The organism is Rathayibacter caricis DSM 15933, from assembly GCF_003044275.1.
Classification (GTDB): Bacteria; Actinomycetota; Actinomycetes; order Actinomycetales; family Microbacteriaceae; genus Rathayibacter; species Rathayibacter caricis.
This window is the reverse complement of the sequence record NZ_PZPL01000001.1, coordinates 2897133-2920827: the sequence shown is the minus strand read 5'-3', so window position 1 is coordinate 2920827 and position 23695 is coordinate 2897133. Positions and strand designations below refer to the sequence as shown.

Here is a 23695-nt window from a genome sequence, read left to right as displayed (position 1 = left end):
CGGGCGCCGATCGGCGAGCGACCCTAGCGCTCGGGCACCGATCGTCGAGCGACGCCGTCGTACTGCGACAGGGGCCGGATGAGCGCGTTCGCGGAGCGCTGCTCGATCACGTGCGCCGTCCAGCCCACGACCCGCGCCGCGACGAACAGCGGAGTGAAGACCTCGGTGTCGAAGCCCATCAGCCGGTAGGCGGGCCCTGAGGGATAGTCGAGGTTGGGCAGGATGCCCGTGCGCTCCGCCATGGCCTCGGCCAGCGCGTCCGACAGCTCCACGACGTCCGGACGGCCCGCGTGCTCGGCCAGACGGCGCATCGCGGCGTCCATCGTCGGCACGCGCGAGTCCCCCGACTTGTAGACCCGATGACCGAAGCCCATGATCTTCCGCTTGGCGGCCAGCGCACCGGCCAGCCACTCCCGGGAGCGCGCAGGTGCGTCGGGGCCGAGGCCGATCTCGTCGAAGACGTGCAGGACCGCCTCGTTCGCGCCTCCGTGCAGCGGCCCTTTGAGGGCGCCGACTGCCGCCGTGACCGCTGAGTAGACGTCGGACAGCGTGGAGGTGACGACCCGCGCGGTGAAGGTCGAGGCGTTGAACGAGTGCTCGGCGTACAGGATCAGCGAGACGCGGAAGGCGTCGACGACGACCGGGTCGGGCACCTCGCCGAAGGTGGTCCAGAGGAAGTTCTCGGAGTAGTCGAGGTCGCCCCGCGGCGCGATCGGCTCCTGGCCGCGCCGACGTCGCTGCGCGAAGGAGACGACGGCGGGCAGCGCGGCCCAGAGCCGCACCGAGCGCGCGAGCACCTCCCCCGGCGCGTCCGCTCCCGGCTCCGGATCGAGGGCGCCGAGGACGCTGACGGCGGTCCGGACGACGTCCATCGGATGGGCCGTCAGCGGCAGGAGATCGATCACGGCCCGCACAGCGGGGTCCAGGTCGCGGTGGGCGCGCTCGATGTCGGACAGCGCCGCCGCCTCCTCCGCCGTCGGGAGCTCCCCGTGCCACAGCAGCCAGGCCACGTCCTCGAACGAGCACCGCGACGCGAGCTCCTGCACCGGGTACCCGCGGTACAGCAGGGAGTTCGACTCCGGGTCGACCTTCGAGATCGACGTGGTGTCGACGACGACCCCCGCGAGGCCCTTCCTGATGTCCTGACTCGTCGTGCTCATGCATCGCTCCTTCGCGAGACGGACCCGGTGCGGCGCCGCACCGGGGAGTGCGGGCGCTCAGGCGCCGTAGTGGTCGGCCAGGCTGAAGTCGAAGACGCCCTCGTCGAAACGGCCGTAGGACTCGTAGTCGAGCAGCTCGTAGAGCTCGGCACGGGTCTGCATGCCGGGCACCTCCGAGCGGAGCGAGCCCTCGGCCTTCAGACCGTCGAGCGCGCGCATCGCCGCGCCCATCGCGATGCGCAGGAGCGACACGGGGTAGATGACGATGTTCACGCCGACGTCCGCCAGCTGCTGCGTCGTGAACAGCTCGCTCTTGCCGAACTCGGTCATGTTGGCGAGCACCGGCACGTCGACCGCGGCGCGCACCGCCTCGAACTCGCTCAGGTCGCGCATCGCCTCGGGGAAGATCGCGTCCGCTCCCGCGTCTACCAGCCGCTTCGCGCGGTCGATCGCGGCCTGCAGACCCTCGAGAGCCCGGATGTCGGTCCTCGCCATGACGAGGAGGTCCGGATCGCGGCGCGCGTCGACCGCCGCGGCGATGCGGCGCACCGAGGTGCTCTCGTCGACCACGGCCTTGCCGTCGAGGTGCCCGCACCGCTTCGGGTTGACCTGGTCCTCGATGTGCAGGCCCGCCACTCCCGCGTCCTCCAGCATCTGCACGGTGCGCGCGACGTTCAGGGGCTCGCCGAAGCCGGTGTCAGCGTCGACGAGGACCGGCAGGTCGGTCATGCGCGCGATCTGCTGGCCGCGACCCGCGACCTCCGAGAGCGTGGTGAGTCCGATGTCCGGCAGCCCCAGCTCGGCCGAGAGCACGGCGCCCGAGACGTACACGCCGTCGAAGCCCTTCGCCTCGATGAGCCGCGCCGAGAGCGGGGTGAACGCGCCCGGCAGCTGCAGCAGCTCGCCCGTGGCGAGGCGTTCGCGGAAGAGTCGGCGCTTGTCGGCGGGCGTCCGGGTCGAGTGCAGCAACGGGAGGTCCTTCCCTCGGTGGCGGACCGCCTCGCGGCCCTCCTCCCGAATCTATACACCCCGCGCGGCACCCAGGAGCGGTGCGCGCACACCGGACGGGGAGGAAGGCGTCCCGTAGCCTGGAGGGGTCATGCTGCTCTTCGAGACCTCCACCCCGAATCCCGTCTCCGCCACCATCTCGTTCTTCGACACCCCGGTGTTCTGGAAGAGCGTCTGGGTCCTCGCGATCGTGCTCGGCGCGCTGATCGCCCGGGTCATCGCGCACTTCGTCGTCGGCCGGGTGGTCGACCAGATCGTCTCGGGCGTCAAGCGGCGCCAGCGCGTCGAGGACACCCAGTCGATCGCAGCCTCACCGCTCGCCGCCGTCCGCGTGGTCCAGCGCACCCGCACCCTCGGGTCGATCCTGAACAACATCAGCTCGATCCTGATCGTGGTCATCGCGCTCGTGATGATCGTCAACACGATCGACAGCACCTTGATCGGCTCCTTCGCCCTGCTGACCGCGGCACTCGGCGCCGGCCTCGGTTTCGGCGCCCAGAACATCGTCAAGGACGTGCTGAACGGCCTGTTCATGGTCGCGGAGGACCAGCTGGGCGTCGGCGACGTCGTCGACACCGGGCAGGCGACGGGGGTCGTCGAAGCGGTCGGCGTCCGCATCACCCAGATCCGCGACGTCAACGGCACGCTGTGGTTCGTCCGCAACGGAGAGATCACGCGGGTCGGCAACATGTCGCAGGGCTGGTCGCGGGTCATCATCGACCTCGCGGTGCCCTACGAGACCGACCTCGAGCAGGTGCAGAGCACAGTCCTCGCCACCGCGACCGAGCTGGCCGGCAGCAGCCGCTGGCGGGCCCGCATCATCGACAAGCCCGAGCTGTGGGGCCTGGAGTCGATCGCCGACGACGCGCTCGTCGTGCGCCTGGTGATCAAGACCCGCACGACCGCCAAGGACGACGTCGCCCGCGAGCTCCGTCTGCGTCTGAAGCGGGCCCTCGATGCGCTCGACGTCAAGCTGCCCTCGCTCAACGCGGTCGTGCTGAGCGGGTTCGAGGGGGCGACCAGCGTCGGAGGAGCGAAGCCGCCGCGCACCACGCCGTCCCCGACAGTCACCACCGAGCACGGGAAGCCCGTGCGGCTCCCCCGGGCTCCGCTCCCGTCCCCGCGACGGCGACCCGACTCCCCCGACGGAAGGACCCCGCTCGTGAGCGGACTGCAGATCGGCGGCACCCCGCCGCTCCGGAGCTTCTGGGAGCACATCGGCGGCCGCCCGACGTTCGAACGGCTCGTGCGGCGCTTCTACGAGGGCGTGCGCGAGGACGAAGTGCTCTGGCCGATGTACCCCGAGGACGATCTCGAGGGTGCGATCCAGCGGCTGACGGGCTTCCTCGAGCAGTACTGGGGCGGCCCGGGCACCTACAGCCAGGAGCGCGGGCACCCGCGGCTGCGGATGCGCCACCAGCCGTTCCGCGTGAATCCCGCGGCCCGCGATCACTGGCTGCAGCACATGCGCGTCGCCGTCGACGAGCTCGAGCTGGCACCCGCGGACGACGCGCTGCTCTGGGACTACCTCGAGCGCGCCGCGCACGCCATGGTCAACACTTTCGAGGAGTAGTCAGGCGGGGGTGCGGACGAGGACGTGTCCCCGTCTCGACGTGAGGCGGCGCCACGGACCGCTCTCGAGGAGGGCGACCGGGTCGTCCGCTCCGAGGAAGCCTAGCGCGAAGAGGGCGAAGGCGGCTCCGGCGGGCACGTCCTCGAGACCGTCGAGGGGCCGGCCCCAGACGGAGGAGCGCACCCGTCCGACGATCTGCTCCCCGGTCGCCGAGCCGACGGCCGCCGCGATCTCGTCGATCCCGTCGCGGGCGACCTTCTCGAGGAAGGCGGGGTCCACCGGCTCGCGTCGGGCCCAGCCGCCGCGCGGAGGCGCGATGCCCGCCCAGGCGCCGGCCGTGGCGTCGTCGCCGTCGGGGAGAACGACCGGCTTGCCGTCGGCTCCTCCCGGCTCCCACTGCAGGCGGGCCAGGCGGTCGTTGAGCGCGCGGATCGGGATCACCCGGTCGAACGCGGCCGGCTGATCGAGCGCGAAGACACGGAGGCCGAGCACGGTCGCGGAGCGGTCGAGGATCCCGCGCGGCTGAAGGATCGCGGTGTAGGTGGCCAGGACGTGGTCGTCGGCGACCAGTCGGACCGCGCCGTCGTCGACGCGGGCGGACCGGCCGAGGAAGACCCGCAGATCCGAGAGGCTGGGCGGATCCGCGAGGGAGAAGGACGCATTCATCGCATCGATAAACTTACCCCGAGCCGCTCGACCGATCGGCCGACATCCCGGAGGTACCGTGTCCGATCCCCTGTCCTCGTTCCTCACCGCGCTCGATCTGACCGACACGGGGGCGCGGACCAGCGAGGACATCTTCACGGGGCCGTCGCAGTGGATGCCGGAAGGTCGCGTGTTCGGCGGCCAGGTGCTCGCGCAGTCGCTGATCGCGGCGGGCCGCACGGTCGAGGGCCGCAGCGTGCACTCGATGCACGGCTACTTCCTCCGCCCGGGCGATGTGGAGCTGCCGATCACGTTCTCGGTCGACCGGATCCACGACGGCCGGTCGTTCTGCACCCGGCGCACCCAGGCGTACCAGAACGGCGCGCCGATCCTGTCGATGATCGCGTCGTTCCAGACGGAGGACGAGGGCCTGGACCACCAGACTCCGATGCCGGAGGGCGTGCCCGATCCGGAGTCGCTGCCCAGCACCGCCGAGATCCTCGCCGGTGTCGACCACCCGGTCGGCAGCTTCTGGGCGACGCAGCGGCCGTTCGACGTGCGGCACGTGGAGCAGCCGGTCTACCTCCGTGCCGATCCCGACCGCCGGGCGCATCAGAGCGTCTGGATGCGCTCCCTCGGCACCCTGCCCGACGATCCGATGCTGCACCGCGCAGCTCTCGCGTACGCGAGCGACTACACGATCCTGGAGTCGACGCTGCGCCGGCACGGTGCCGCGTGGACGACGCCCGGGCTCCGGATCGCCAGCCTCGACCACGCGATGTGGTGGCACCGCCCGGCGCGCGTCGACGAGTGGCTGCTGTACGTCCAGGAGGCGCCGAGCGCCTCGGGCGGCCGCGGACTCTCGCTCGGTCGCATCTACGCGCGCAACGGACTGCTGGTCGCCAGCGTCGCGCAGGAGGGCATGGTGCGCGTCCCGCTGCACTGAGCGAGACGCGCACCGTCAGCCTCGCTTCGCGAAGCGCACCGGTTCGTCGACGTACGGAGCCCACACCTCGCGGAGCTCGTCGGGGATCCGCTCGGGACGGCCCGTGGCGGCGGTCACCATGACGAGCGTGGTCGCCGCCTTCGTGTACAGGATGCGCGGCTCGACGCCGGCGGGCGAGTACAGCTCGTAGCAGATCTCGAGGCTGGCGCCGCCGATCCGCCCGATCCACATCTCGATGTCGATCGGCGCCCGCATGTACGGGATGGGAGCGAGGTACTCGATCTCCTGCCGCGCGATCAGGCTGATCGTGCGGGCGCCCGGTCGGGCGTCCAGAACCGCCGTCGCCATGCCCGCCGCGCTCGGGGAGTCCGGCCGCCAGAACGCCTGGATCCGCGCCTCCTCGAGCAGACGCAGCATCTCGGCGTTGTTGACGTGCGCGTAGGCGTCGAAGTCCGACCAGCGCAGCGGGATGGCGACGTGCAGGCGCATCAGTCGCGCGTCAGCTTGCGGTAGGCGGAGCGGTGCGGCTTCGCCGCGTCGGGACCGAGGCGCTCGATCTTGTTCTCCTCGTACGCCTCGAAGTTGCCCTCGAACCAGTACCAGTTCGCCGGGTCCTCCTCGGTGCCCTCGTACGACAGGATGTGCGTCGCGATCCGGTCGAGGAACCACCGGTCGTGGGTGATCACGACGGCGCAGCCGGGGAACTCGAGCAGCGCGTTCTCGAGGCTCCCGAGGGTCTCGACGTCCAGGTCGTTGGTGGGCTCGTCGAGCAGCAGCAGGTTGCCGCCCTGCTTGAGCGTCAGCGCGAGGTTGAGGCGGTTGCGCTCTCCACCGGAGAGCACACCCGCCTTCTTCTGCTGGTCCGGGCCCTTGAAGCCGAACTGCGAGACGTAGGCGCGCGACGGGATCTCGGTCTTCCCGACCTGGATGTAGTCGTGCCCGTCCGAGACGACCTCCCAGAGGTTCTTGTTCGGGTCGATACCGCCGCGGCTCTGGTCGACGTAGGAGATGTCGACGGTCTCGCCGATCTTGAGGTCGCCGCCGTCGAGCGGCTCGAAGCCGACGATCGTCTTGAACAGCGTGGTCTTGCCGACGCCGTTCGGGCCGATGACGCCGACGATGCCGTTGCGCGGGAGCGTGAAGCTGAGGTCCTCGATGAGCACGCGCTCGCCGAACGACTTGTGCAGCTTCTTCGCATCGATGACCTGGGCTCCGAGGCGCGGGCCCACGGGGATCACGATCTCCTCGAAGTCGAGCACGCGCGTCTTCTCGGCCTCGGCGGCCATCTCCTCGTAGCGGGCGAGGCGGGCCTTCGACTTGGCCTGGCGGCCCTTCGCGTTGCTGCGCACCCACTCGAGCTCGGTGGTCAGGCGCTTGGCGAGCTTGGCGTCCTTCTTGCCCTGGACCTCCAGCCGCGCGCGCTTCTTCTCGAGGTAGGTCGAGTAGTTGCCCTCGTAGGGGTAGAGGTGTCCGCGGTCGACCTCGGCGATCCACTCCGCGACGTTGTCGAGGAAGTACCGGTCGTGGGTGACGGCGAGGACGGCGCCGGGGTACTTCGAGAGGAACTGCTCGAGCCAGAGCACGCTCTCGGCGTCCAGGTGGTTGGTGGGCTCGTCGAGCAGGAGCAGGTCGGGCTTCTGCAGGAGGAGCTTGGTCAGCGCCACGCGGCGCTTCTCACCGCCCGAAAGGTTCGTCACGAGGGAGTCGCCCGGGGGCGTCCGGAGAGCGTCCATCGCCTGCTCGAGCTGGGAGTCGAGATCCCATGCGTCGGCGGCGTCGATGGCCTCCTGCAGGGTGCCCATCTCGGCGAGCAGCGAGTCGAAGTCGGCGTCGGGGTCGGCCATCGCGAGGGAGATCTCGTTGAAACGGTCGATCTTGCCCTTGATCTCGCCCACGCCCTCCTGGACGTTCTCGAGCACGGTCTTGGTCTCGTCGAGCTCGGGCTCCTGCATCAGGATCCCGACGGAGTAGCCCGGGCTCAGCCGCGCCTCGCCGTTGCTCGGGGTGTCGAGCCCGGCCATGATCTTCAGGATCGTCGACTTGCCGGCGCCGTTCGGGCCGACCACGCCGATCTTGGCGCCGGGCAGGAACGACATGGTGACGTCGTCCAGGATCAGCTTGTCGCCGACCGCCTTGCGGGCGCGCACCATCGAGTAAATGTATTCAGCCACAGCTAATCCTAAAATTTTCGCATGTCCATGAGGCCCCTTGCCGCCGTCAGTGTCCGATTCGCGTTTCACAGCTCGCTCGAGACGTCGATGCAGGGGTAGAACGCCGACCCGTGCGCCCACGCGGAGTGCACGAGCTCGCAGGTCGTCCGCTACCTCGAGGATACCCGGAAGTCCGGCAGTCGGAAGCGGGCAAGCCCGCTTCCCGATCCTCATGACTACGAGACCAACACGCTCGCAGTCCGCCTCTCGCCACAGGTACCCGCGCAGGCAACGCTGACAGCCACGCCATCCCAAAAGGATTTTCCTTGCAACATGTCCCACAGCACTCCTCTTTGCGAGACCGGTCGCTTACTATGGGACGAGCGCAACATTTCGGAACGCATCCCGGTGCTTATCGAAGAAGACGCGCTCCGCATCTCTTGCGTCGAGTTCGAGGAAGTCGAACCCTCTCCCTAGATCGCAGTGATCTATCAGCCTGACGACCGGCTCTCTATTCTGGTGCAATCAATGTGGTGCCGACTCGCCATACCGATACCACCGCCCATCACCGAAGGCATTAGACACTGTACGTACCGGCCTCGGCCCTGTCGTGTTCAACGGTTGCACTGAGGCTCCTACTGATTTCGGGAATACCTCACCCTCTCGAGACGGGTAAGAACGTAAGCCCACAAGGCCAGGCGGTGGAACCTCCACCCTTTCGTCGTAGATATTGATACCAACTGATACTCCATATGCAGATCCGTGCATTAGTGAGGATCCGCTACCTTCAGGTATGCGCATGCTTTGATATTGGACGCGGTCGTCCATCACGCGCACATAGTGGTGATCATGCCAAAACGTAGCTTTCTTGACGCGCACAGTACTTGGAGTATCAAATTCTACGTCGAGGTAGACTCGGCGATGTCCATCCCGAATGCGCAGGACTTTTCCCGTGAAAGTAACATCCCAGGCATCCGTTGCATATACAAGTTCATTTGCAACAATGCGGACCGCTAGAGAGCCGTCTTCCCTCATTAGATCGACATTCAAGAAGTAGTCACCTTCATCGAACGTGAAGGAAAGAAGTGGACGACCGAAGATGCGAATCACCTCAATATCTTGCCTTGGCGCCGCAGAGAAGTTGTTTGTCGAAAGAACAACCTCCGCCGATTCACCTTCGTAGTGAAGGGAGTAGCCCGCACTCACACCGAGACGCATATTAACTGGATTTGCATTAGCCCTGACGATTTTCGCTGCGGTTAGAAGACCTTTAGTAGCCTCGCTGTGATGAAGCGGGCAAAGTAGCGTCAGGTTTTCCTCTTCGTGAACTTTCACCTCCGCCCACGGATCCATGTGGTGGTACTCGATGAGAGGAATTCCGCACAGCACGCAGCCAAAGCCGCAACGCTTTCTTACCGCTCGCTTTATGTTTGCGGGAATCGGAGGGCGATCTGTTCCAGATGATTCATTCAAAAGGCAAATCTTTCTAGAGGGCTGATTACAGTCGCGACAAACAAGCGACACTCGAGTTTCTCAATCGTAGCCGAACGACAGGCAGCCCAGGCGCTTTTAAAGATAATCGAACGGTTTCAAGCCCGGAACTCGTTCTCGCCAGCATTCCTGCTCGGTCGGGCGCGCCGCACCGTGTTGCTCGCCCGGTTGGCCCTCTGGGTCTCAGTGGACGAGGCCTGCGGATTTGCTCTCAATGGCGCAGCGTCATCGAGTCAGGTTATGGTTCCAACCAGCCAGCGAGCTAGGCCGCGAGTCCTGGACGGGTAGGACGTGGTAAGCACGATTACCTGCGATATTGGTTATCTGGAATGCCAACAGGAGCCGAGCGATGCGACTGACGCTGGCGCTTCCCATGCAGAAGCATGAAAGCGGAGAAAGAGACTAGCCGCGCTTCGCGGCAGGCTTTCCCCTGCATCGCATAAACCACGATTTGTTACTACCGTCGCTATCGACCGGGACGGATCCGCGACAACCCTCGTATAAAAAATCCGAGAGTTACCGCACGGTAGCTGCTGAAGGTGTGACCCACGGCGTCCCTGTTGCAACCAAAACAATAGATTGACAAGACGAGCCTAGACCAGCGGCGTTTCGCCTTGAAGCGCCATTGGTTCATTTACCACATTCGAGTCGCTCCCCACGCCGCCTGCTGACCGTGGACGTCAGCCCCTCGCCCGCAGCAATTCCGCGTTTATGGGACTGACGCAACGCCCTCGCGGACGCAGCTCGGACGCGAGTCCGGACATAAATGTCCGCGGTGACCTACTCACCTGCGGGATCGCGCTTTGCACATGGTGAGTCGCGACAAAGGAGCATTGAAGGCCGCGCAGGGCCGCCCCGCTAGAACCAATTCCGCTATCGTGGTGTAGTCTCAAGTTGCACAATTAGGTTGGCCGGATGTAGACGAGACGGAGCCGCGGCATCTCGTTCAGGCCTTACTTCTTCGCCGCGAGTCAAGCCCAATTCGCATCGGGCGCCTCATCAACGCCGCCGGTCGGAGCTTTCATGCTGAATGGGCCTACCCGGGAGACCGCGGCCGGATGACGGCCTCCGTCGGTCGCGGCGCGGTTCGCGCAGACGGATCGGAGGCCGGGGGCCGTGTCGAGGCTACCGGCTGGGGGACACGGGATCAGCCTTCGAGCGGGACGGTCCGGCCGACCAGGCAGGCGCCGGTCGCGATCGGCGCGGCGACCACCGCGTGGACGCCGTCGCTCTTGGGCCCGTACTGGCCGAGCAGGCAGGAGCCACCGAGCTTCACCGAGACGAGCACCGTGTCGGCGTCCAGCCCGATCGAGGTCTCGTCGGCAGTCAGCTGCATCGACTCCTTCGAGAAGCCGGCCGCGACCAGGGCGTCGACGACGCTGAGTCCGGGTGCCTCGGCGTCCGCGGTGACCACTCCGCTGATCACCTGCTCGAAGAAGGGCAGGTTCTCCTCTGCGGAGCCGCCCGGGACGAGGGCGACCGGTGCCGGCTCTGCCGGAGCACCGGCGGTCGCCTCCGCGACGGGAGACGACGCGGTGGTCTCGGGAGCGGCGGGAGCGGTGCAGCCGGCGAGCATCCCGACGGCGAGGACGGGACCGGCGAGCAGGGCGGCGACACGGCGCAGGCGCTCGTCGACCGGGGTCCGTGTGCTCACTCGACTCCTTCCGGCGGCCGCGGATCTCGCGCCGGACACCCTCGTCAGAACGGGGTGTCGACCGATTCTAACGACGGCTCGAGCGGCGTCGTCACCGCGCCCCAGTCCCCCGTGGCCGCTCCGTCGACGGCCTTGGGTGGCTCCTCGCTCCAGGCCTCGGGCGCGGTGGGGGCCGCCACGGGCGCCGCTCGCCCGACGGTCTTGGTGTAGCGGGTGGTCCCCCACGCGAGATCGTGGCCGATCCCCTCGGCCGTCAGTGCGACGTCGGTGCCGGACTTGCCGCCGCTCTCCCACGAGCGCACGGCGAGCCGCCCCGTGACGATGACCCGGTCGCCGCGGGCGAGGGAGGCGAGGGCGTTGCCGGCCAGTCCGTTGAAGGCGTTCACGGTGTACCAGTTCGTGGATCCGTCGACCCAGCGCTGCTCGGTGCGGTCGTAGCGGCGCTGCGCCGAGGCCAGTCGGAAGCTGGCCATCGTGCTGCCGTTCGCGGTGTCGATGCTCCGCGGATCGGTGCCGATGACGCCGATGAGGGTGAGGGTGTCGGTCATGGTCGTGTCCTCTCGTCGATGGTCGCGGTCGCGACCGGAGCGGCACCCGGGCGGAGGGGGCTGGTACCACCCGGGTGCCGTGAGAACAGTGTCGTGACGAAGGGCCCGCCTCCGGAGTGGAGACGGGCCCTTCTGGGGACGACCGGCGTCATCGACGCCTGGGGAGGACGACTACGACGCGGTGATGTACTTCGAGTACGACTTGCGGATCTTGTTCACCTTGGGAAGTGCCACAGCGAGGCAGTAGCCCTGACCCGGGTTCTTCGCGAAGAAGTCCTGGTGGTAGTCCTCGGCCGGGTAGTAGACGCCGAGGGGCGAGATCTCGGTGACGATCGAGCCGTCCCACCACTCCGAGGCGCGGTCGCGAGCCGCCTCGAACAGCTCCTTCTCCTCGTCGGTGGAGTAGTACATCGCCGAGCGGTACTGCGTTCCGACGTCATTGCCCTGGCGGTTGAGCTGACGGGGGTCGTGGAGGGTGAAGAAGACGTCGAGGATCACCTGCTCCGGGATGACGTCGGGATCGAACGTCACGGCGACGGCCTCGGCGTGGCCGGTGCGTCCTGTGCAGACGTCCTCGTAGTCGGGATCGACGGTGGATCCGCCGGTGTAGCCGGAGACGACGTCGCTCACGCCGTCGAGGACGCGGTAGACGGCGTCGAGGCACCAGAAGCATCCCCCGGCGAGTACGAATGTGCGCATGTGCGTGTGACTCACTTCCTGTCGCGGCGACGCATCCGGAGTGCCGGGCGCGTCGTCTGAGTCAACACCCTCCGGGCCCGCGGCATTCCGCGCCCGGGGGCGGCTGGCATAGAGTCCAGGAGTGAGCTACGACGCAGCCCCCGACCGCTACGACCGCATGGACTACCGACGAGTGGGACGGAGCGGGCTGAAGCTTCCCGCGCTCTCTCTCGGCCTCTGGCACAACTTCGGCTCCGACCGCCCCCTCGACACGCAGCGCGCGATCCTGCGCCGCGCGTTCGACCTGGGGATCACCCACTTCGACCTCGCGAACAACTACGGACCGCCCTACGGCGCGGCCGAGACGGCGTTCGGCCGGATCTTCGCCGAGGACTTCCGTCCCTACCGCGACGAGATCGTGATCTCCTCCAAGGCCGGGTACGACATGTGGCCGGGACCGTACGGCGACGGAGGGTCCCGCAAGTACCTCCTCTCCTCCCTCGACCAGAGCCTCGAGCGCCTCGGAGTCGACTACGTCGACATCTTCTACTCGCACCGGCCGGACCCAGAGACGCCGATCGAGGAGACGATGGGAGCGCTCGCCTCCGCGGTCCAGCAGGGCAAGGCGCTCTACGTCGGAGTCTCGAACTACGACCCCGAGCAGACCCGCGCCGCCCAGGCCGCCCTCGCGTCCGCCGGAGTGCCGCTGCTCATCCACCAGCCGCGGTACTCGATGTTCGACCGCCACATCGAGGACGGCCTCTTCCCGGTCCTCGACGAGCTGGGGACGGGCTGCATCGTGTTCTCGCCGCTCGCCCAGGGGCTGCTGACCGACCGCTACCTCGACGGGACCGTCCCGGACGGATCGCGCGCCGCGACCTCGCGCTTCCTCTCCTCCGACCGGATCGACGAGGACTACCTCGCCCGGGCGCGCGGACTGAACGCGATCGCGGAGGGACGCGGCCAGACCCTCGCGCAGCTCGCGCTGAGCTGGGTCCTGCGCGTCCCCACCGTCACGAGCGCGGTCATCGGCGCCTCGAGTGTCGCCCAGCTCGAGCAGAACGTCGCGGCGCTCGACGCCGGTCCGCTGACGGAGTCGGAGACGGCGGCGATCGAGGAGTTCGCCGTGCACGGGACCGCTCTGCGCTGAGTCCGCGGGACCGACGGGGATGTCGGTGGTCGCTCGTAGTCTGCGAGAGCACCCTGGCCGGTGGGTGCTCCCCGATCCGAGCAGGAGGAACCGATGTCCCTGTCCACTCTGCACGCGACACGCACTCCCCCGCGATTGACCCGGGTGAACGGGCGGCTCTGGCGCGTGAGCACCGCGTCCGGCGCGATCGTCGGCCACATCGAGCTGGTCGACTACCCGCAGGGCGAGAAGTACCGGGCCCGCCTCCTGCGCGCCGGGATGCCCGCAGGTGCGCAGCTCGGCGAGTTCTGGAGCGTCGACGACGCGATCGAGGTCTTCCGCGTCGCCTGACGGCACCGATCGTCCGGTGGTCGGCGTGCCGATCGCCTGTCGCCGCGCGCCCGGGCTAACGTTCGGCACATGCAGTGGTGGAGCGATTTCGTGCAATGGATCCAGACGGCGGACGGCTACCGGGCGGTGTTCCTGGCGGTGATCGTCCTGCTCTCGGTGGTGATCGGAGTGGTCATCACGGCCGCCGTGTTCCGCTCCGCCATCGCGCGGCTGATCCGGCAGCAGGATCACGAGCGCAAGAACGCCGTGATCGCGACCCTGATCGACGCCGCCGTCGATGCCTCCGCGTGGAACGTGCTCAGCCAGACCGAGCGCATCCTGAGCGACCGCGCGTCCGCTCAGGCCGAGACGCACCTGCGCCTCCTGCCCGTCAAGGGCTCCGGGGTCGCGGCGAACTGGGCCGCGCACGAGCTCGCCGATCTGAAGCACTCCTCGGCGACCGGCGGCTATCAGACCCAGGCGAGCGTGGGCGAGTTCCGCGACCGCCTCGTGCTCTGGCGCGACAAGCCCGGGCGTGCCCGCAAGGCGTTCCTCGCCGACCTCGAGCGCTGGCGCTTCTCCGAGACCTCGCGTCCCGAGACGAAGGCCGTCCAGCCCGAAGGGCAGTCCGCCCGCCCGACGCCGGAGCCCGAGCGCGCGGCGACCCCCGCTCCCGTCGTGGTCGGCGCCTCGGAGGGAGCGACCGACTACCAGCGTCCGTCCTCGACGCCGACGATCGTCCTGCCGGCCGCCTCCGAGAACGATGGACACGACGAAACGCGCCAGCTTCTGGACGACGTCGACCGCCTCGACGTGCCCTCGCGCGAGCGCCCGGTCGAAGAGCTCCCGCCCGTCGAGCACGAGCAGACGACGACTTCCGCGCCGCAGACCGAGGTCGAGGGCGAGCACTCCGACGACGCCCGCACGGCGCACGCCGTCCGCCCCGTCGAGTGAGCCGAGCCCCTCATGTCGAGAAGGCCCCGACCGCTGATGCGGTCGGGGCCTTCTCTGTGGTGTAGATCACACGTCTCAGATGTGCGCGTCACGTGCACGCGCAACCCGGCCGACCAGTACGGCGAGGGGCGCCGCGATGATCGTCCACGCAACCGCGATTCCAGCGAGAAGAGCGAGGAGCAGCATGGTCGTACCTCCGTTCGTTACGTCGTTGTAATTCCGGACACCCCCAGACTAGGTGCCCAAAGGCGAGCACAGTGCTCAAAACTCGAAAACACGCCGGTGTTGCCCGGAAAAGAGCAGTGTGTTAGGCGAGAAAAGCCGACTTTGCCACCCATTCAGGGTTGGAAATCGGCGGAAAAGGAAGCACGGCTCTGCACTTCACCCCGAAGCGCGGCTGCCGGATGCGGACCGTCAGCCCTCGTCCTCGGTGAGGAGGCGCTGCGCGACGAAGACCGATCGCCTGCACAACGGCGATACCGGCGTCGACGTGCCCCCGGCAGGAATCGAACCTGCGACCAAGAGATTAGAAGGCTCCTGCTCTATCCGCTGAGCTACGGGGGCGTCCGTCGTCCAGAGTACCGGGACAGCGTCGGCGGGTCGGGAGCGACGCGGGACCGACCCGGGCGGTCAGCCCTGGACGAGCCCGACCACGCCGACGACGAGCGAGACGGCCGCCAGGAGCAGCGAGATCCCGATCAGGATCGAGTGCACCCGGAGGAAGGTCGTCGCGCGCCCGTCCGCATCGCGGGCTCGGGGGTCCTTCCGCACGCGACGGAGGAAGGGCGGCCAGACCACCGCGTTCCAGACGGCGTTGGCGATCAGCATCCAGCAGACGAGGGTCATCACGGAGAACGAGTGTACGAGGCCCGGCCGAGCCCCCCGCGGCGCGTCGGTGGCCGCGGATAGACTGCCCCGCATGAGTAGCGCCCCCGACCGTCTTGTCTGGATCGACTGCGAGATGACGGGACTCGACCTCTCGGTCGACGAGCTCGTCGAGATCGCCGTCGTGGTCACGGACTTCGATCTCGAGCCCCTCGACGAGGGCCTCTCGATCGTCATCAAGCCCGACGCGTCGGCGCTCGAGCACATGGGCGACTTCGTCCGCACGATGCACGAGACCTCGGGGCTGCTCGAGGAGATCCCCTCCGGAGTCAGCGTCGCCGAGGCCGAGTACCAGGTCCTCGAGTACGTGCTGAAGCACGTGCCGAGCGAGCAGCACGCTCCCCTCGCCGGCAACACGATCGGCACCGACCGCGCCTTCCTCGCCAAGTTCATGCCCCGCCTCGACGGGCACCTGCACTACCGCAACGTCGACGTCTCCTCCATCAAGGAGCTCGCGCGGCGCTGGTACCCGCGCATCTATTTCAACGCCCCCGCCAAGCACGGCGGGCACCGGGCCCTCGCCGACATCCTCGAGAGCATCCGCGAGCTCCGGTACTACCGCCGGGCCGCGTTCGTCGCCGAGCCGGGTCCGTCGACCGCCGATGTCCAGGCCGTGTCGGCCGCCGTCGTGGACGAGTTCGCCTCGCGGATGTAGTAGTCTCGTACAGTTGCTTCGGGAGGGTCACCCTCTCGGAACACCGTCCTGGTGGGTATAGCTCAGTTGGCAGAGCGCCTGGTTGTGGTCTAGGAGGTCGCGGGTTCGAGCCCCGTTACTCACCCCAGGAGGGCCCGGAGTCGTCACGACTCCGGGCCCTTTCCCATACCGGAGGCGACGGTGCTCGAACTGGACGAAGCGGCGTTCGGACGACTCGTGGTCGCCGAGCTCGATGAGCTCCCGGACGACATGGTCGACGGCCTCGACAACGTGGTGTTCGTGGTCGAGGACCGTCCCGAGGACGGCTCCCTCGATCTCCTCGGCGTCTACGACGGAGTGGCGCTGACCGAGCGCGAGCGGTACGGCTTCGGCGAGATGCCCGACCGCATCGTGGTGTTCCGCGAGCCCCACCTCGCCGCCTGCGAGACGCTCGATGAGCTGCGGGACGAGATCCACGTGACCCTCGTGCACGAGATCGCGCACTTCTACGGGATCGACGACGACCGGCTGCACGAGCTCGGCTGGGCCTGATCCGCCGTCAGGCGCCGGTGTCGAGCACGACGTCCGCGCCCTCGCGGGGCCGCTCGCGCAGCCGGTAGCGCCGGAACTGCTCGTCCCACTCGTCCCAGTGCGACTCGAAGAGCGCTCCGTCCCGAGCAAGTGCGCGCCGGCGCCTCTCGACGTCGCCCGTCTCGATCCAGATCGTGAGATCCGCCACCGCTCGGCTCGCGGCTGTCGCGGCACCGCAGCCCTCCACGACGAGCAATGGGCAGCGCACCACGACCGGACCAGCCGACGTCCCGCTCGCCCAGTTCCAGGGCCGCCAGCGGCCGGCCCCGTGCAGGGCGTGCGGGCGCACGAGATCCCGGGTGACCTCCGTGGCCGCCCGGTCCAGGCCCGACCAGCCCGGATACAGATCGTCCATCCGCACGAGTGCGGCCTCGGGTGCGCCGGCGGCCGCGCGGACCCGGGCGAGCAGGTCCACCGCGAAGGTCGACTTGCCCGATCCGCTCGGACCGTCGACGAGCACGGTGCGGGCGCGTCGATCGACGATCCGGCGGGCCAGCGCGCGAGCGACGCGGGGAGTCAGGGGCTCAGCCACGCAGCACGAAGCTCCAGGTGCCGGCGAGCACGGCGGCGCCGACGGCGATGCCCGCGATCGCGGCTCCGCCGAGCACGAGGAGGGTGTCACCGCCGCCGAAGCGGGACACCCGCGCCCAGGTCCGCGGCGTGTCCGCTCCGAACCCCTTCGCCTCCATCGCGGTCGCGAGTCGGCTCCCCCGCCGGATGGCGAGCACCAGCAGGGAGAACGTGCGACCCGCGAGGCTGCGGAGAGCCTGGACCGGGCCGCGGCCGTCGGCCACGCCGCGGGCACGCCGCGCCATGGACAGCGTCCGCCAGTCGTCGACGAGCAGGCCCACGAGACGCATGCCGGCGAGACCGCCCAGGACGAACCTCGACGGCAGGCGCAGGATCTGCGCGAGTCCGTCGGCGAGGTCCGTCGGATCGGTCGTCGCGATCAGCACGACGCTCGGGAGGCCGATGGCCAGCACGCGGAGGGTGATCGCACCTCCCAGCGCGACCGAGCCGTCGGTGACGCTGACGAAGAGGAACTCGGCGAGCACCGCCCCGCTGTCGCGTCCGTAGAGGACGGTGGTCATCCCGGCCAGCGGAGCGGCGATCAGCACGGGAGCCGTGCGGCGGAGCAGGTCGCCGAGCCTCAGCCCCGCGAACGGCAGCACGAGCAGTTCGAGGGCGAGCGCGGTCGCCGCCGAGACCGCGTCGAGGGTGAGGACCAGGACGATCGCGATCAGGAGGCTCGCGAGCAGCTTCGCCACGGGGTTCGCCCGGGCGATCCTTCCGCGGGCGGGCAGGGCGTCGAGGAGGGTCATCGCCGCACCTCCTGAGCCGCGCCCAGCGGCAGGACGGCATCGGCGAGCGCGTCGACGAGGTGCTCGTCGTGCGTGACGGTGAGGATCGCGCGCCCGTCCGCACGCAGCTCGGCCAGCAGGTCCACGACCACGTCCCAGGTGCGGCGGTCCTGGCCGAAGGTCGGCTCGTCGAGCACGACGACCGACGGCCGGCGCACCAGAGCGGAGGCGACGGCGAGGCGCCGCTTCTCCCCGCCCGACAGCGTGAACGGATTGGCGTGGGCGAGCGAGGACAGCCCGAGCCGCTCGAGCATCGCGTCGGCGCGCGAGCGCTCCGCCTCGTCGCGGGCGCCGAGGTGCAGCTCCTGCCGCACTCGCGCCGTGAGGAACTGGTGCTCCGGCTCCTGGAAGACCATCGCGACCCGATCCGCGAGCTCCCTCGAGCGCCAGCGGTGCGGATGCGGGGACGCCCCGGCCCGGACCTCGTCCGACGCGATGACCTGTCCCGCCGCCGGATCCAGGAGCCCGGCCAGGGTCAGCGCGAGGGTCGACTTGCCCGCTCCGTTGGGCCCGAGGACGGCGGTGACCCGGCCCTGTCCGATCTTGACGTCCAGTCCCTCCGAGACGCGGGGCGGGTGGCGGACTCCGAAGAGCGGTCGCGCGATGGCCAGATCCACGGTGCGCAGCGCCGGAGGGGCGGCGCCGTCCGGTCCCGGGCGCCGCGCGGGGCGCTCCCCCGGCAGCCACACGCCGGCGGCCTCGAGGACCGCGCGGGCCTCCACGAGCACGGTCGACGGAGCGCCGTCGGCGATCACCGCGCCGTCCGAGCCGAGCACGACGATCCGATCGACGAGATCGACCCACACGTCGACCCGGTGCTCGACGACGACGAGGGTCGCCCCGCTGCGCGCCGTGCTGCGCTGGACCGCGTCGCGCACCTCGCGGACCCCGTCGGGGTCGAGATTCGCGGTCGGCTCGTCCAGCAGCAGGAGTCGGGGGCGCATCGCCAGCACACCCGCCAGGGCGAGCCTCTGCTTCTGACCACCCGAGAGCGCCGAGGTGGAACGGTCCAGCGCGACATCCAGCCCGACGTCGTCGAGCGCCTGCCGCACCCGCTCCGGGATCTCGCCCGCCGGGACACCGAGGTTCTCGCAGGCGAAGCCCACGTCGTCGCCCACGCGGGCGAGCACCGCCTGCGTGTCCGGATCCTGGAGCACGAGGCCCGCGACTCCGCGACGACGGACCGGTGCGTCCCCGTCCAGGACGAGCGCGCCGGTCGACGCGCCGTCCTCCTCGCCGCCGAGGACTCCGGCGAGAGCGTGCAGGAGGGTGCTCTTGCCCGCGCCCGAGGGTCCGAGCAGGAGCACCCGCTCCCCGGCTGCGATCTCGAGATCGAGCCCGGTGACCGCGGAACGGGAGCGCCCGGCGTGCCGCCAACTCCATCCGCGGGCGGAGACCGCCGCGCCGCTCATCGGGCGCCCGCGGCCGCTCCGTCGATCACCCGGCCCTCGCGTCCCGAGGCGAAGCGGTCGAGCGCTCCGGAGGCGGCCAGTCCGCGGACCGCGAGCCACGGGAGCAGGCCCGCGAGAAGGATGCCGGAGACGATCGAGGACACGATGTAGACCGTGGCGAAGAGCCCGTCGACTCCGACGTACCAGAGGAGCAGATCGTTGATCGCGAGCGCGAGCCCGGCCCCCGCTCCGGCGAGCAGAGCGACGATCGGGCGGCCGCTGCGGTAGAGGAACAGGGCCAGGATCAGCTCGGCACCCAGACCCTGCACGAGCCCGGAGAGCAGGACCAGGTAGCCCCACTGGGTGCCGATGAGCGCGGAGACGACCGCGGCGAGCAGCTCGGTGTAGAGCGCTGCACCGGGCTTGCGGATGATGAGACCGCCGAGGACACCGGCGAAGAGCCAGCCGCCGCCGAGGATCCCGCCGAGCCCGGGGAGGAACTCGAACGCGAGGCCGAGGACGTTCGTCGCCAGGCCCCAGGCCCAGAAGACGATGCCGCTCGCGACGGCGACGACGCTCGCCACGACGATGTCGACGACGCGCCAGCGCAGATCGCGGCGCGGAGCGGTGCGGGCGGAGGGGGTGGTGGTGTTCTGCACTGACGTGCCCTTTCGTGGAAGCGAATGGAGGGCACGGGTAGTAAGAGGAGATCGAAACGTTCCTTCGCTGGCATGACCCAGATCAGGTTCGACGGTCGAAGGCTGAAAGCCTTCCTCTCAGTCCGGTGCACCGGACTCCCGTGTTCGTCAGCAATCATAGACAGCATGCTGTGGTCGGTGGTCGTCGTTCTCGCCGTCCTGCTGCTCCTGCTGCTGCAGGTGCTCGTCCATGAGCGGCGACGACGCCTCCGCCGCGAGCTGCTGGCACAGGGCAGGCGAGTCCGCGGGCGCGTGATCGCGGACGACCCGGGAGCGCGGGCCGGGCGTCTGCTCGTCGCCTACCGGCTCGAGAACGGCGAGGAGCGGCGCGCTCTGAAGACGCCGCAGCGTCGAGGGGACGCGTGGATGGCGGGCGAGCCCGTCGTCGTCGTGTACGACCCGCGACGCCCGACCGACGCGGAGCGACTCGTCGTCGGATTCGGCCGCACCAAGACGACCTGGTTCACCGCGCGCCCGATCCGGACGCGCTGAGCGCCCCTACTTCTTCAGGGCCCGCACGATGCGTGCGAGCGCCTTGCCGGTCACCCACACGAACGGGATGCCGACAGCGAGCACCGACACGATGTTGGGCTGGAAGCGCAGGCCGAGGTCGTCCTTGATGTAGGCGCCGATCGGCATGACCGCACCGCCGCCGCCACCACCGCCCTCCTGACCGTCCTCGGATCCGCTGCCCCCGCCGAAGCCGAACCAGCGGAGGGCGACCGGGACCATCGTGGCGCCGTCGACGCTCACGGGCTCCCCGTAGATCGTCGCGGTACCCGCGGAGGTGACTTTGTCGGCCAGGGACACGGCGATGTTGGGCATGCCCGAACGCTACTCCGCGGCTCTCGGCGGCGACAACCGCCGCGCGGGCGCGCACAGCACTCCCCCATCCCGGTCGAGGGAGCCGATGCGATGATCGAGGATGCCTTCCCGCCCCCGCCGTCGACACCCGGTCCGCTCGACCGCGGTCGCGGTGGCGAGCACGGGGCTGGCCGCGTTCCTCGCCTTCCACCGCGTGCTCCCGGAGGCGTCGGGCTGGTTGTCGGTCGTCGAGACCGCGATCCCGTGGTCCGGACTCGCGGTGCTCCTGCTCGTCGCCTCGGCCGTCGCCCTGCGCTCGCGCGGTGCCGGTGCGGCCGTGACGGTGCTCGCGATGGTCTACGGGGTGCTCGTCCTGCCCGTCGCGGTGCCTGCTGCCGCTGTGCGCTCCGGTTCGTTCACGGTCGTCAGCCAGAACATCGGCGGCAGCGGCGAGGCCGGCGCCGCCGCGGCGGAGCTCGCCTCTGCCGAGCCCGACGTGATCGCGCTGCAGGAGTTGACCGCCGACGCGCGCGACGCGGTCGACGACGAGCTGTCGGAGGCCTACCCGCACTCCTACGTCGTCGGGACAGTGGGCGTCTGGAGTCGGGGAGTGCTCTCGAACGGCGAGCCGCTGGATCTGGGGCTCGGCTGGGACCGCGCGCTCGCGGTCGACATCGGCACCACGCTGGGCACGACCCGGCTCTTCGTCGTGCATCTGGCGTCGTTCCGACTGGGCGACCACGAGGAGCGCGATGCGACACTCGCCGGTCTGGCCGATGCCCTCGCGGCGGACGAGTCCCCGAGGACTCTCGTCGTGGGCGACTTCAACACGGCGACCGACGACCACCTGCTCGCCCCGGTGCTCGAGCAGGCCGGGCTCGTGCGCACCTCGGGCATCGGGTTCCCTGCCACGTGGCCGTCGCTCCTCCCGCTGGTCGGCCTCGACCACGCCCTCGCCGACGGCGTGCCCGCGGCGACCGTCGAGGTCCTGCCGCCCAACGGATCGGATCACCGGCCCGTCAGTCTGACGATCGGCTCCGCGTAGCGAGCGTGTCGCTGAGGTCGATGCCCTTCGCCGACTCCGGCGCCGAACGCGCCAGCAGCGAGGCGGGTCGGACCGCCCCCGTGCCGAAGCGTGCCGCGACCCCGTCGACGGCGAGCTCGGCGTCGCGCCAGTCGTCGGAGTCGTTCCAGAGCGAGAAGGCGACCTCGTCGCCGTCGACGAGCTGCTCGCCGCGCACGCCGATGAGGCGCACGGGTCGGCGCATCGGGTTCGCCGCCTCCAGCAGTGCCGACGACGCCTCGTAGAGGACCCGCGCCACGTCCGTCGCCTCGGGCAGCGTCCGGGAGCGGGTGAGCGTGCTGAAGTCGCCGAAGCGCACCTTGACCGCCACCGTGCGGCAGCGCACTCCGCCGCGACGCAGGCGGACCGCGACCTTGTCGCAGAGCCTCAGGAGCTCGCGACGGACCAGCTCGGGGTCGGCGACGTCGTCGGCGAAGGTGATCTCGTGGCCCGCGCTCTTCTCGACGACGCGGGTGTCGACGGGGCGCGGGTCCACTCCGTTCGACAGGGCGTGCAGGCGGCGACCGGTCGCCTCGCCGAGCGAGGAGATCAACACGGCCAGCGGGGTCGCGGCGACGCCGGCGACGGTGGTCAATCCGCGGCGCAGCAGCGCCTCCTCCGTGCTCGCTCCGACGCCCCAGAGTGCGCTCACGGGCAGCGGATCGAGGAACTCGCGCACGCCGTCGGACGGCACGACGAGCAGGCCGTCGGGTTTCGAGCGTCCGGAGGCCAGCTTAGCGACGAACTTCGTGCTGGCGATCCCGACGGAGCAGGTGAGGCCGAGCTCCGAGTGGACGCGCTCGCGGATCGCGGTGCCGATGGCGAAGGGCGTGCCGGACAGGCGACGCGCTCCCGCCACGTCGAGGAACGCCTCGTCGATGCTCAGCCGCTCGACGAGCGGGGTGAAGGAGTCGAAGATGGCCATGACCCGCCGGGACGCCTCGCGGTAGCGGTCCATGTGCGGCTCGAGCACGACGGCCTGCGGGCAGCGGCGGAGCGCCACGGCCATGGGCATCGCCGAGTTGACCCCGTAGCGCCGGGCCTCGTAGGTCGCGGCGGTGACGACGGACCGGGAGCCGATGTGCCCGACGATCACCGGGCGACCGCGCAGGTCGGGTCGCTCGAGCAGCTCGACGGAGGCGAAGAACGCGTCCATGTCGATGTGCAGGATGCTGGCGCGCGGATCGTCGACGGGGTCGAGCGTGACCTGTCGGCCGCTTCCGTCCTGTTTGCTCACGTGCCGTCCTGCTCGCCCTCTACCGATGCCGTCCTGACATGCTCGCACGCACCTCCGACACGGCGCTCGGCGACGAGCGAGGAGGAGGCTCCCATCCGCTGCGGGAATGGCCCGGTGCCGATCCGGGTTGTCCCGAGCACCGACGACGACGCTCCGGAGAAGACATGACGCACGAGCCCGCCTCCCCCACCGCCACCGAGATGAGCCGCTGGCTCGACCTGCAGCAGCGCGCGCACGCCGCCTTCGAGAGCCGCCTGGCCGCCGTCGTGGACTGGTCGGCGCCGACGCCCGACACCGAATGGGACACCCGCGCGCTCGTGCTGCACGTCGTCCGCGAGCAGCAGCGCGCGCACACGCTGCTGTCCGGCGGAGACGAGTCCCCGATCCGCCTCGAGCCGGTCGGCAGCGACCTGCGCAGCGAGTGGAGCCGGGTCACTGCCGACACGCGTGCAGCCGCCTCCTCCGCCCGACCGGAGGCCGTCCTGCGCCTCGGTCGCGACTCCGTCACGGCGCTCGAGCTGGTCCGGGAGCAGGTGTCGGACGTCACCATCCACGCCTGGGACCTCGCCCGCGCCACCGGGACCGACGAGACGCTCGACGAGGAGCTCGTGGCGGCCGTCTGGGAGCTGTTCGCGCCGCAGGAGGAGACGCTGCGCGCGAGCGGGCTGTTCGCCGCTCCCGTCCCCGTCGGCGAGGACGCACCGCTGCAGACGCGCCTGCTCGCCGTCACCGGGCGCGACGACCGCCTGGCAGCCTGAACGCCAC

At 69.6% G+C, this 23695-nt stretch carries 26 protein-coding genes, 2 tRNA genes, 1 pseudogene and 1 riboswitch; of the genes and pseudogenes, 12 read left to right on the top strand and 17 right to left on the bottom strand.

Features of this window, described 5'->3' with window-relative positions:
* Window positions 1-23: 23 nt before the first annotated feature.
* Window positions 24-1160: a bifunctional 2-methylcitrate synthase/citrate synthase gene (locus tag C1I63_RS13575; RefSeq protein WP_107575121.1), complete on the bottom strand. Its 1137-nt coding sequence runs from the start codon at window positions 1158-1160 to the stop codon at window positions 24-26.
* Between the two features lie 57 nt (window positions 1161-1217).
* Window positions 1218-2129 (bottom strand): methylisocitrate lyase, encoded by a 912-nt coding sequence (gene prpB, locus C1I63_RS13570; RefSeq protein WP_107575120.1) that lies wholly within the window; start codon window positions 2127-2129, stop codon window positions 1218-1220.
* A 130-nt stretch (window positions 2130-2259) separates the two neighbouring features.
* Here prpB and C1I63_RS20360 point away from each other — a divergent pair.
* Window positions 2260-2802, top strand: a pseudogene (locus C1I63_RS20360) (mechanosensitive ion channel family protein); the annotation flags it as partial.
* Window positions 2803-3339: 537 nt separating this feature from the next.
* A complete protein-coding gene (locus tag C1I63_RS19815; protein ID WP_235576916.1) occupies window positions 3340-3741 on the top strand; it encodes a globin in 402 nt (133 codons plus the stop codon).
* Here C1I63_RS19815 and C1I63_RS13560 read toward each other — a convergent pair whose 3' ends face one another.
* Complete coding sequence (locus C1I63_RS13560) at window positions 3742-4407, bottom strand: DUF8185 domain-containing protein (RefSeq protein WP_055792438.1); 666 nt, start codon at window positions 4405-4407, stop codon at window positions 3742-3744.
* A 58-nt stretch (window positions 4408-4465) separates the two neighbouring features.
* Here C1I63_RS13560 and C1I63_RS13555 point away from each other — a divergent pair, with 58 nt between their 5' ends.
* Entirely contained in the window at window positions 4466-5332 is an 867-nt protein-coding gene (locus C1I63_RS13555; protein ID WP_244907080.1) for an acyl-CoA thioesterase, read from the top strand.
* 15 nt (window positions 5333-5347) lie between these two features.
* Here C1I63_RS13555 and C1I63_RS13550 read toward each other — a convergent pair whose 3' ends face one another.
* The 6 genes from C1I63_RS13550 to msrA form a co-directional block, all read right to left on the bottom strand.
* Window positions 5348-5821, bottom strand: a complete 474-nt coding sequence (locus tag C1I63_RS13550; protein ID WP_107575118.1) for an acyl-CoA thioesterase — start codon at window positions 5819-5821, stop codon at window positions 5348-5350.
* Entirely contained in the window at window positions 5821-7503 is a 1683-nt protein-coding gene (gene ettA / locus C1I63_RS13545; RefSeq protein ID WP_055792444.1) for an energy-dependent translational throttle protein EttA, read from the bottom strand. The genes C1I63_RS13550 and ettA overlap by 1 nt, the downstream gene beginning before the upstream one ends.
* A 504-nt stretch (window positions 7504-8007) precedes the next feature.
* Window positions 8008-8871 carry an HNH endonuclease signature motif containing protein gene (locus C1I63_RS13540; RefSeq protein ID WP_280523134.1) on the bottom strand — a complete coding sequence of 288 codons (864 nt, stop codon included), beginning with the start codon at window positions 8869-8871 and terminating at the stop codon, window positions 8008-8010.
* 1249 nt (window positions 8872-10120) lie between these two features.
* A complete protein-coding gene (locus tag C1I63_RS13535; protein WP_107575116.1) occupies window positions 10121-10627 on the bottom strand; it encodes a DUF6993 domain-containing protein in 507 nt (168 codons plus the stop codon).
* A gap of 44 nt (window positions 10628-10671) precedes the next feature.
* Window positions 10672-11175, bottom strand: coding sequence for a single-stranded DNA-binding protein (locus C1I63_RS13530; protein ID WP_107575115.1), 504 nt, complete (start codon window positions 11173-11175; stop codon window positions 10672-10674).
* A gap of 171 nt (window positions 11176-11346) precedes the next feature.
* Window positions 11347-11874 carry a peptide-methionine (S)-S-oxide reductase MsrA gene (gene msrA / locus C1I63_RS13525; RefSeq protein ID WP_055792452.1) on the bottom strand — a complete coding sequence of 176 codons (528 nt, stop codon included), beginning with the start codon at window positions 11872-11874 and terminating at the stop codon, window positions 11347-11349.
* Window positions 11875-11995: 121 nt separating this feature from the next.
* Here msrA and C1I63_RS13520 point away from each other — a divergent pair, with 121 nt between their 5' ends.
* From C1I63_RS13520 to C1I63_RS13510, 3 genes are all read left to right on the top strand, one after another.
* Entirely contained in the window at window positions 11996-13003 is a 1008-nt protein-coding gene (locus tag C1I63_RS13520; RefSeq protein ID WP_107575114.1) for an aldo/keto reductase, read from the top strand.
* Window positions 13004-13096: 93 nt separating this feature from the next.
* Complete coding sequence (locus C1I63_RS13515) at window positions 13097-13333, top strand: hypothetical protein (RefSeq protein WP_107575113.1); 237 nt, start codon at window positions 13097-13099, stop codon at window positions 13331-13333.
* Window positions 13334-13402: 69 nt separating this feature from the next.
* Window positions 13403-14266 carry a hypothetical protein gene (locus C1I63_RS13510; RefSeq protein WP_107575112.1) on the top strand — a complete coding sequence of 288 codons (864 nt, stop codon included), beginning with the start codon at window positions 13403-13405 and terminating at the stop codon, window positions 14264-14266.
* Between the two features lie 491 nt (window positions 14267-14757).
* Here the strand turns inward: C1I63_RS13510 and C1I63_RS13505 are convergent.
* Window positions 14758-14830 (bottom strand) — tRNA-Arg (locus tag C1I63_RS13505).
* A 66-nt stretch (window positions 14831-14896) separates the two neighbouring features.
* Window positions 14897-15112, bottom strand: a complete 216-nt coding sequence (locus C1I63_RS13500) for an SCO4848 family membrane protein (RefSeq protein WP_416351486.1) — start codon at window positions 15110-15112, stop codon at window positions 14897-14899.
* A 73-nt stretch (window positions 15113-15185) separates the two neighbouring features.
* Here C1I63_RS13500 and orn point away from each other — a divergent pair, with 73 nt between their 5' ends.
* From orn to C1I63_RS13485, 3 genes are all read left to right on the top strand, one after another.
* Window positions 15186-15806, top strand: a complete 621-nt coding sequence (gene orn, locus C1I63_RS13495) for an oligoribonuclease (RefSeq protein WP_055792465.1) — start codon at window positions 15186-15188, stop codon at window positions 15804-15806.
* Between the two features lie 51 nt (window positions 15807-15857).
* Window positions 15858-15933 (top strand) — tRNA-His (locus C1I63_RS13490).
* 53 nt (window positions 15934-15986) lie between these two features.
* On the top strand, window positions 15987-16337 hold the full coding sequence (locus tag C1I63_RS13485; protein ID WP_107575111.1) for a metallopeptidase family protein: 351 nt from the start codon (window positions 15987-15989) through the stop codon (window positions 16335-16337).
* A gap of 7 nt (window positions 16338-16344) precedes the next feature.
* On the opposite strand, the gene C1I63_RS13480 is transcribed toward C1I63_RS13485, so the two are convergent.
* The 4 genes from C1I63_RS13480 to C1I63_RS13465 are packed head-to-tail and all read right to left on the bottom strand — an operon-like array spanning window position 16345 to window position 19787.
* On the bottom strand, window positions 16345-16908 hold the full coding sequence (locus C1I63_RS13480) for a nucleoside/nucleotide kinase family protein (protein WP_211315625.1): 564 nt from the start codon (window positions 16906-16908) through the stop codon (window positions 16345-16347).
* Window positions 16901-17698 carry an energy-coupling factor transporter transmembrane component T family protein gene (locus C1I63_RS13475; protein ID WP_107575110.1) on the bottom strand — a complete coding sequence of 266 codons (798 nt, stop codon included), beginning with the start codon at window positions 17696-17698 and terminating at the stop codon, window positions 16901-16903. Before C1I63_RS13475 ends, C1I63_RS13480 begins: the two co-directional genes overlap by 8 nt.
* On the bottom strand, window positions 17695-19149 hold the full coding sequence (locus tag C1I63_RS13470; protein WP_107575109.1) for an ABC transporter ATP-binding protein: 1455 nt from the start codon (window positions 19147-19149) through the stop codon (window positions 17695-17697). The genes C1I63_RS13475 and C1I63_RS13470 overlap by 4 nt, the downstream gene beginning before the upstream one ends.
* Window positions 19146-19787 carry an ECF transporter S component gene (locus C1I63_RS13465; protein ID WP_055792473.1) on the bottom strand — a complete coding sequence of 214 codons (642 nt, stop codon included), beginning with the start codon at window positions 19785-19787 and terminating at the stop codon, window positions 19146-19148. Before C1I63_RS13465 ends, C1I63_RS13470 begins: the two co-directional genes overlap by 4 nt.
* 42 nt (window positions 19788-19829) lie before the next feature.
* A riboswitch (TPP riboswitch) is annotated at window positions 19830-19938 on the bottom strand.
* 14 nt (window positions 19939-19952) lie between these two features.
* Here C1I63_RS13465 and C1I63_RS13460 point away from each other — a divergent pair.
* Window positions 19953-20318, top strand: a complete 366-nt coding sequence (locus tag C1I63_RS13460; RefSeq protein WP_107575108.1) for a DUF3592 domain-containing protein — start codon at window positions 19953-19955, stop codon at window positions 20316-20318.
* Window positions 20319-20324: 6 nt separating this feature from the next.
* On the opposite strand, the gene C1I63_RS13455 is transcribed toward C1I63_RS13460, so the two are convergent.
* The gene (locus tag C1I63_RS13455) at window positions 20325-20651 is read right to left on the bottom strand and encodes a hypothetical protein (RefSeq protein ID WP_107575107.1); all 327 of its coding nucleotides are present in this window, start codon (window positions 20649-20651) and stop codon (window positions 20325-20327) included.
* Between the two features lie 100 nt (window positions 20652-20751).
* Between C1I63_RS13455 and C1I63_RS13450 the strand changes: the two genes are divergently transcribed.
* The gene (locus C1I63_RS13450; protein WP_107575106.1) at window positions 20752-21675 is read left to right on the top strand and encodes an endonuclease/exonuclease/phosphatase family protein; all 924 of its coding nucleotides are present in this window, start codon (window positions 20752-20754) and stop codon (window positions 21673-21675) included.
* Here C1I63_RS13450 and dinB read toward each other — a convergent pair.
* Complete coding sequence (gene dinB, locus C1I63_RS13445; RefSeq protein WP_107575105.1) at window positions 21650-22930, bottom strand: DNA polymerase IV; 1281 nt, start codon at window positions 22928-22930, stop codon at window positions 21650-21652. The two genes, C1I63_RS13450 and dinB, sit on opposite strands and share 26 nt — an antisense overlap.
* Before the next feature lie 164 nt (window positions 22931-23094).
* On the opposite strand from dinB, the gene C1I63_RS13440 reads away from it, so the two are divergent.
* On the top strand, window positions 23095-23688 hold the full coding sequence (locus C1I63_RS13440) for a TIGR03086 family metal-binding protein (RefSeq protein ID WP_200931014.1): 594 nt from the start codon (window positions 23095-23097) through the stop codon (window positions 23686-23688).
* Window positions 23689-23695 lie beyond the last annotated feature (7 nt).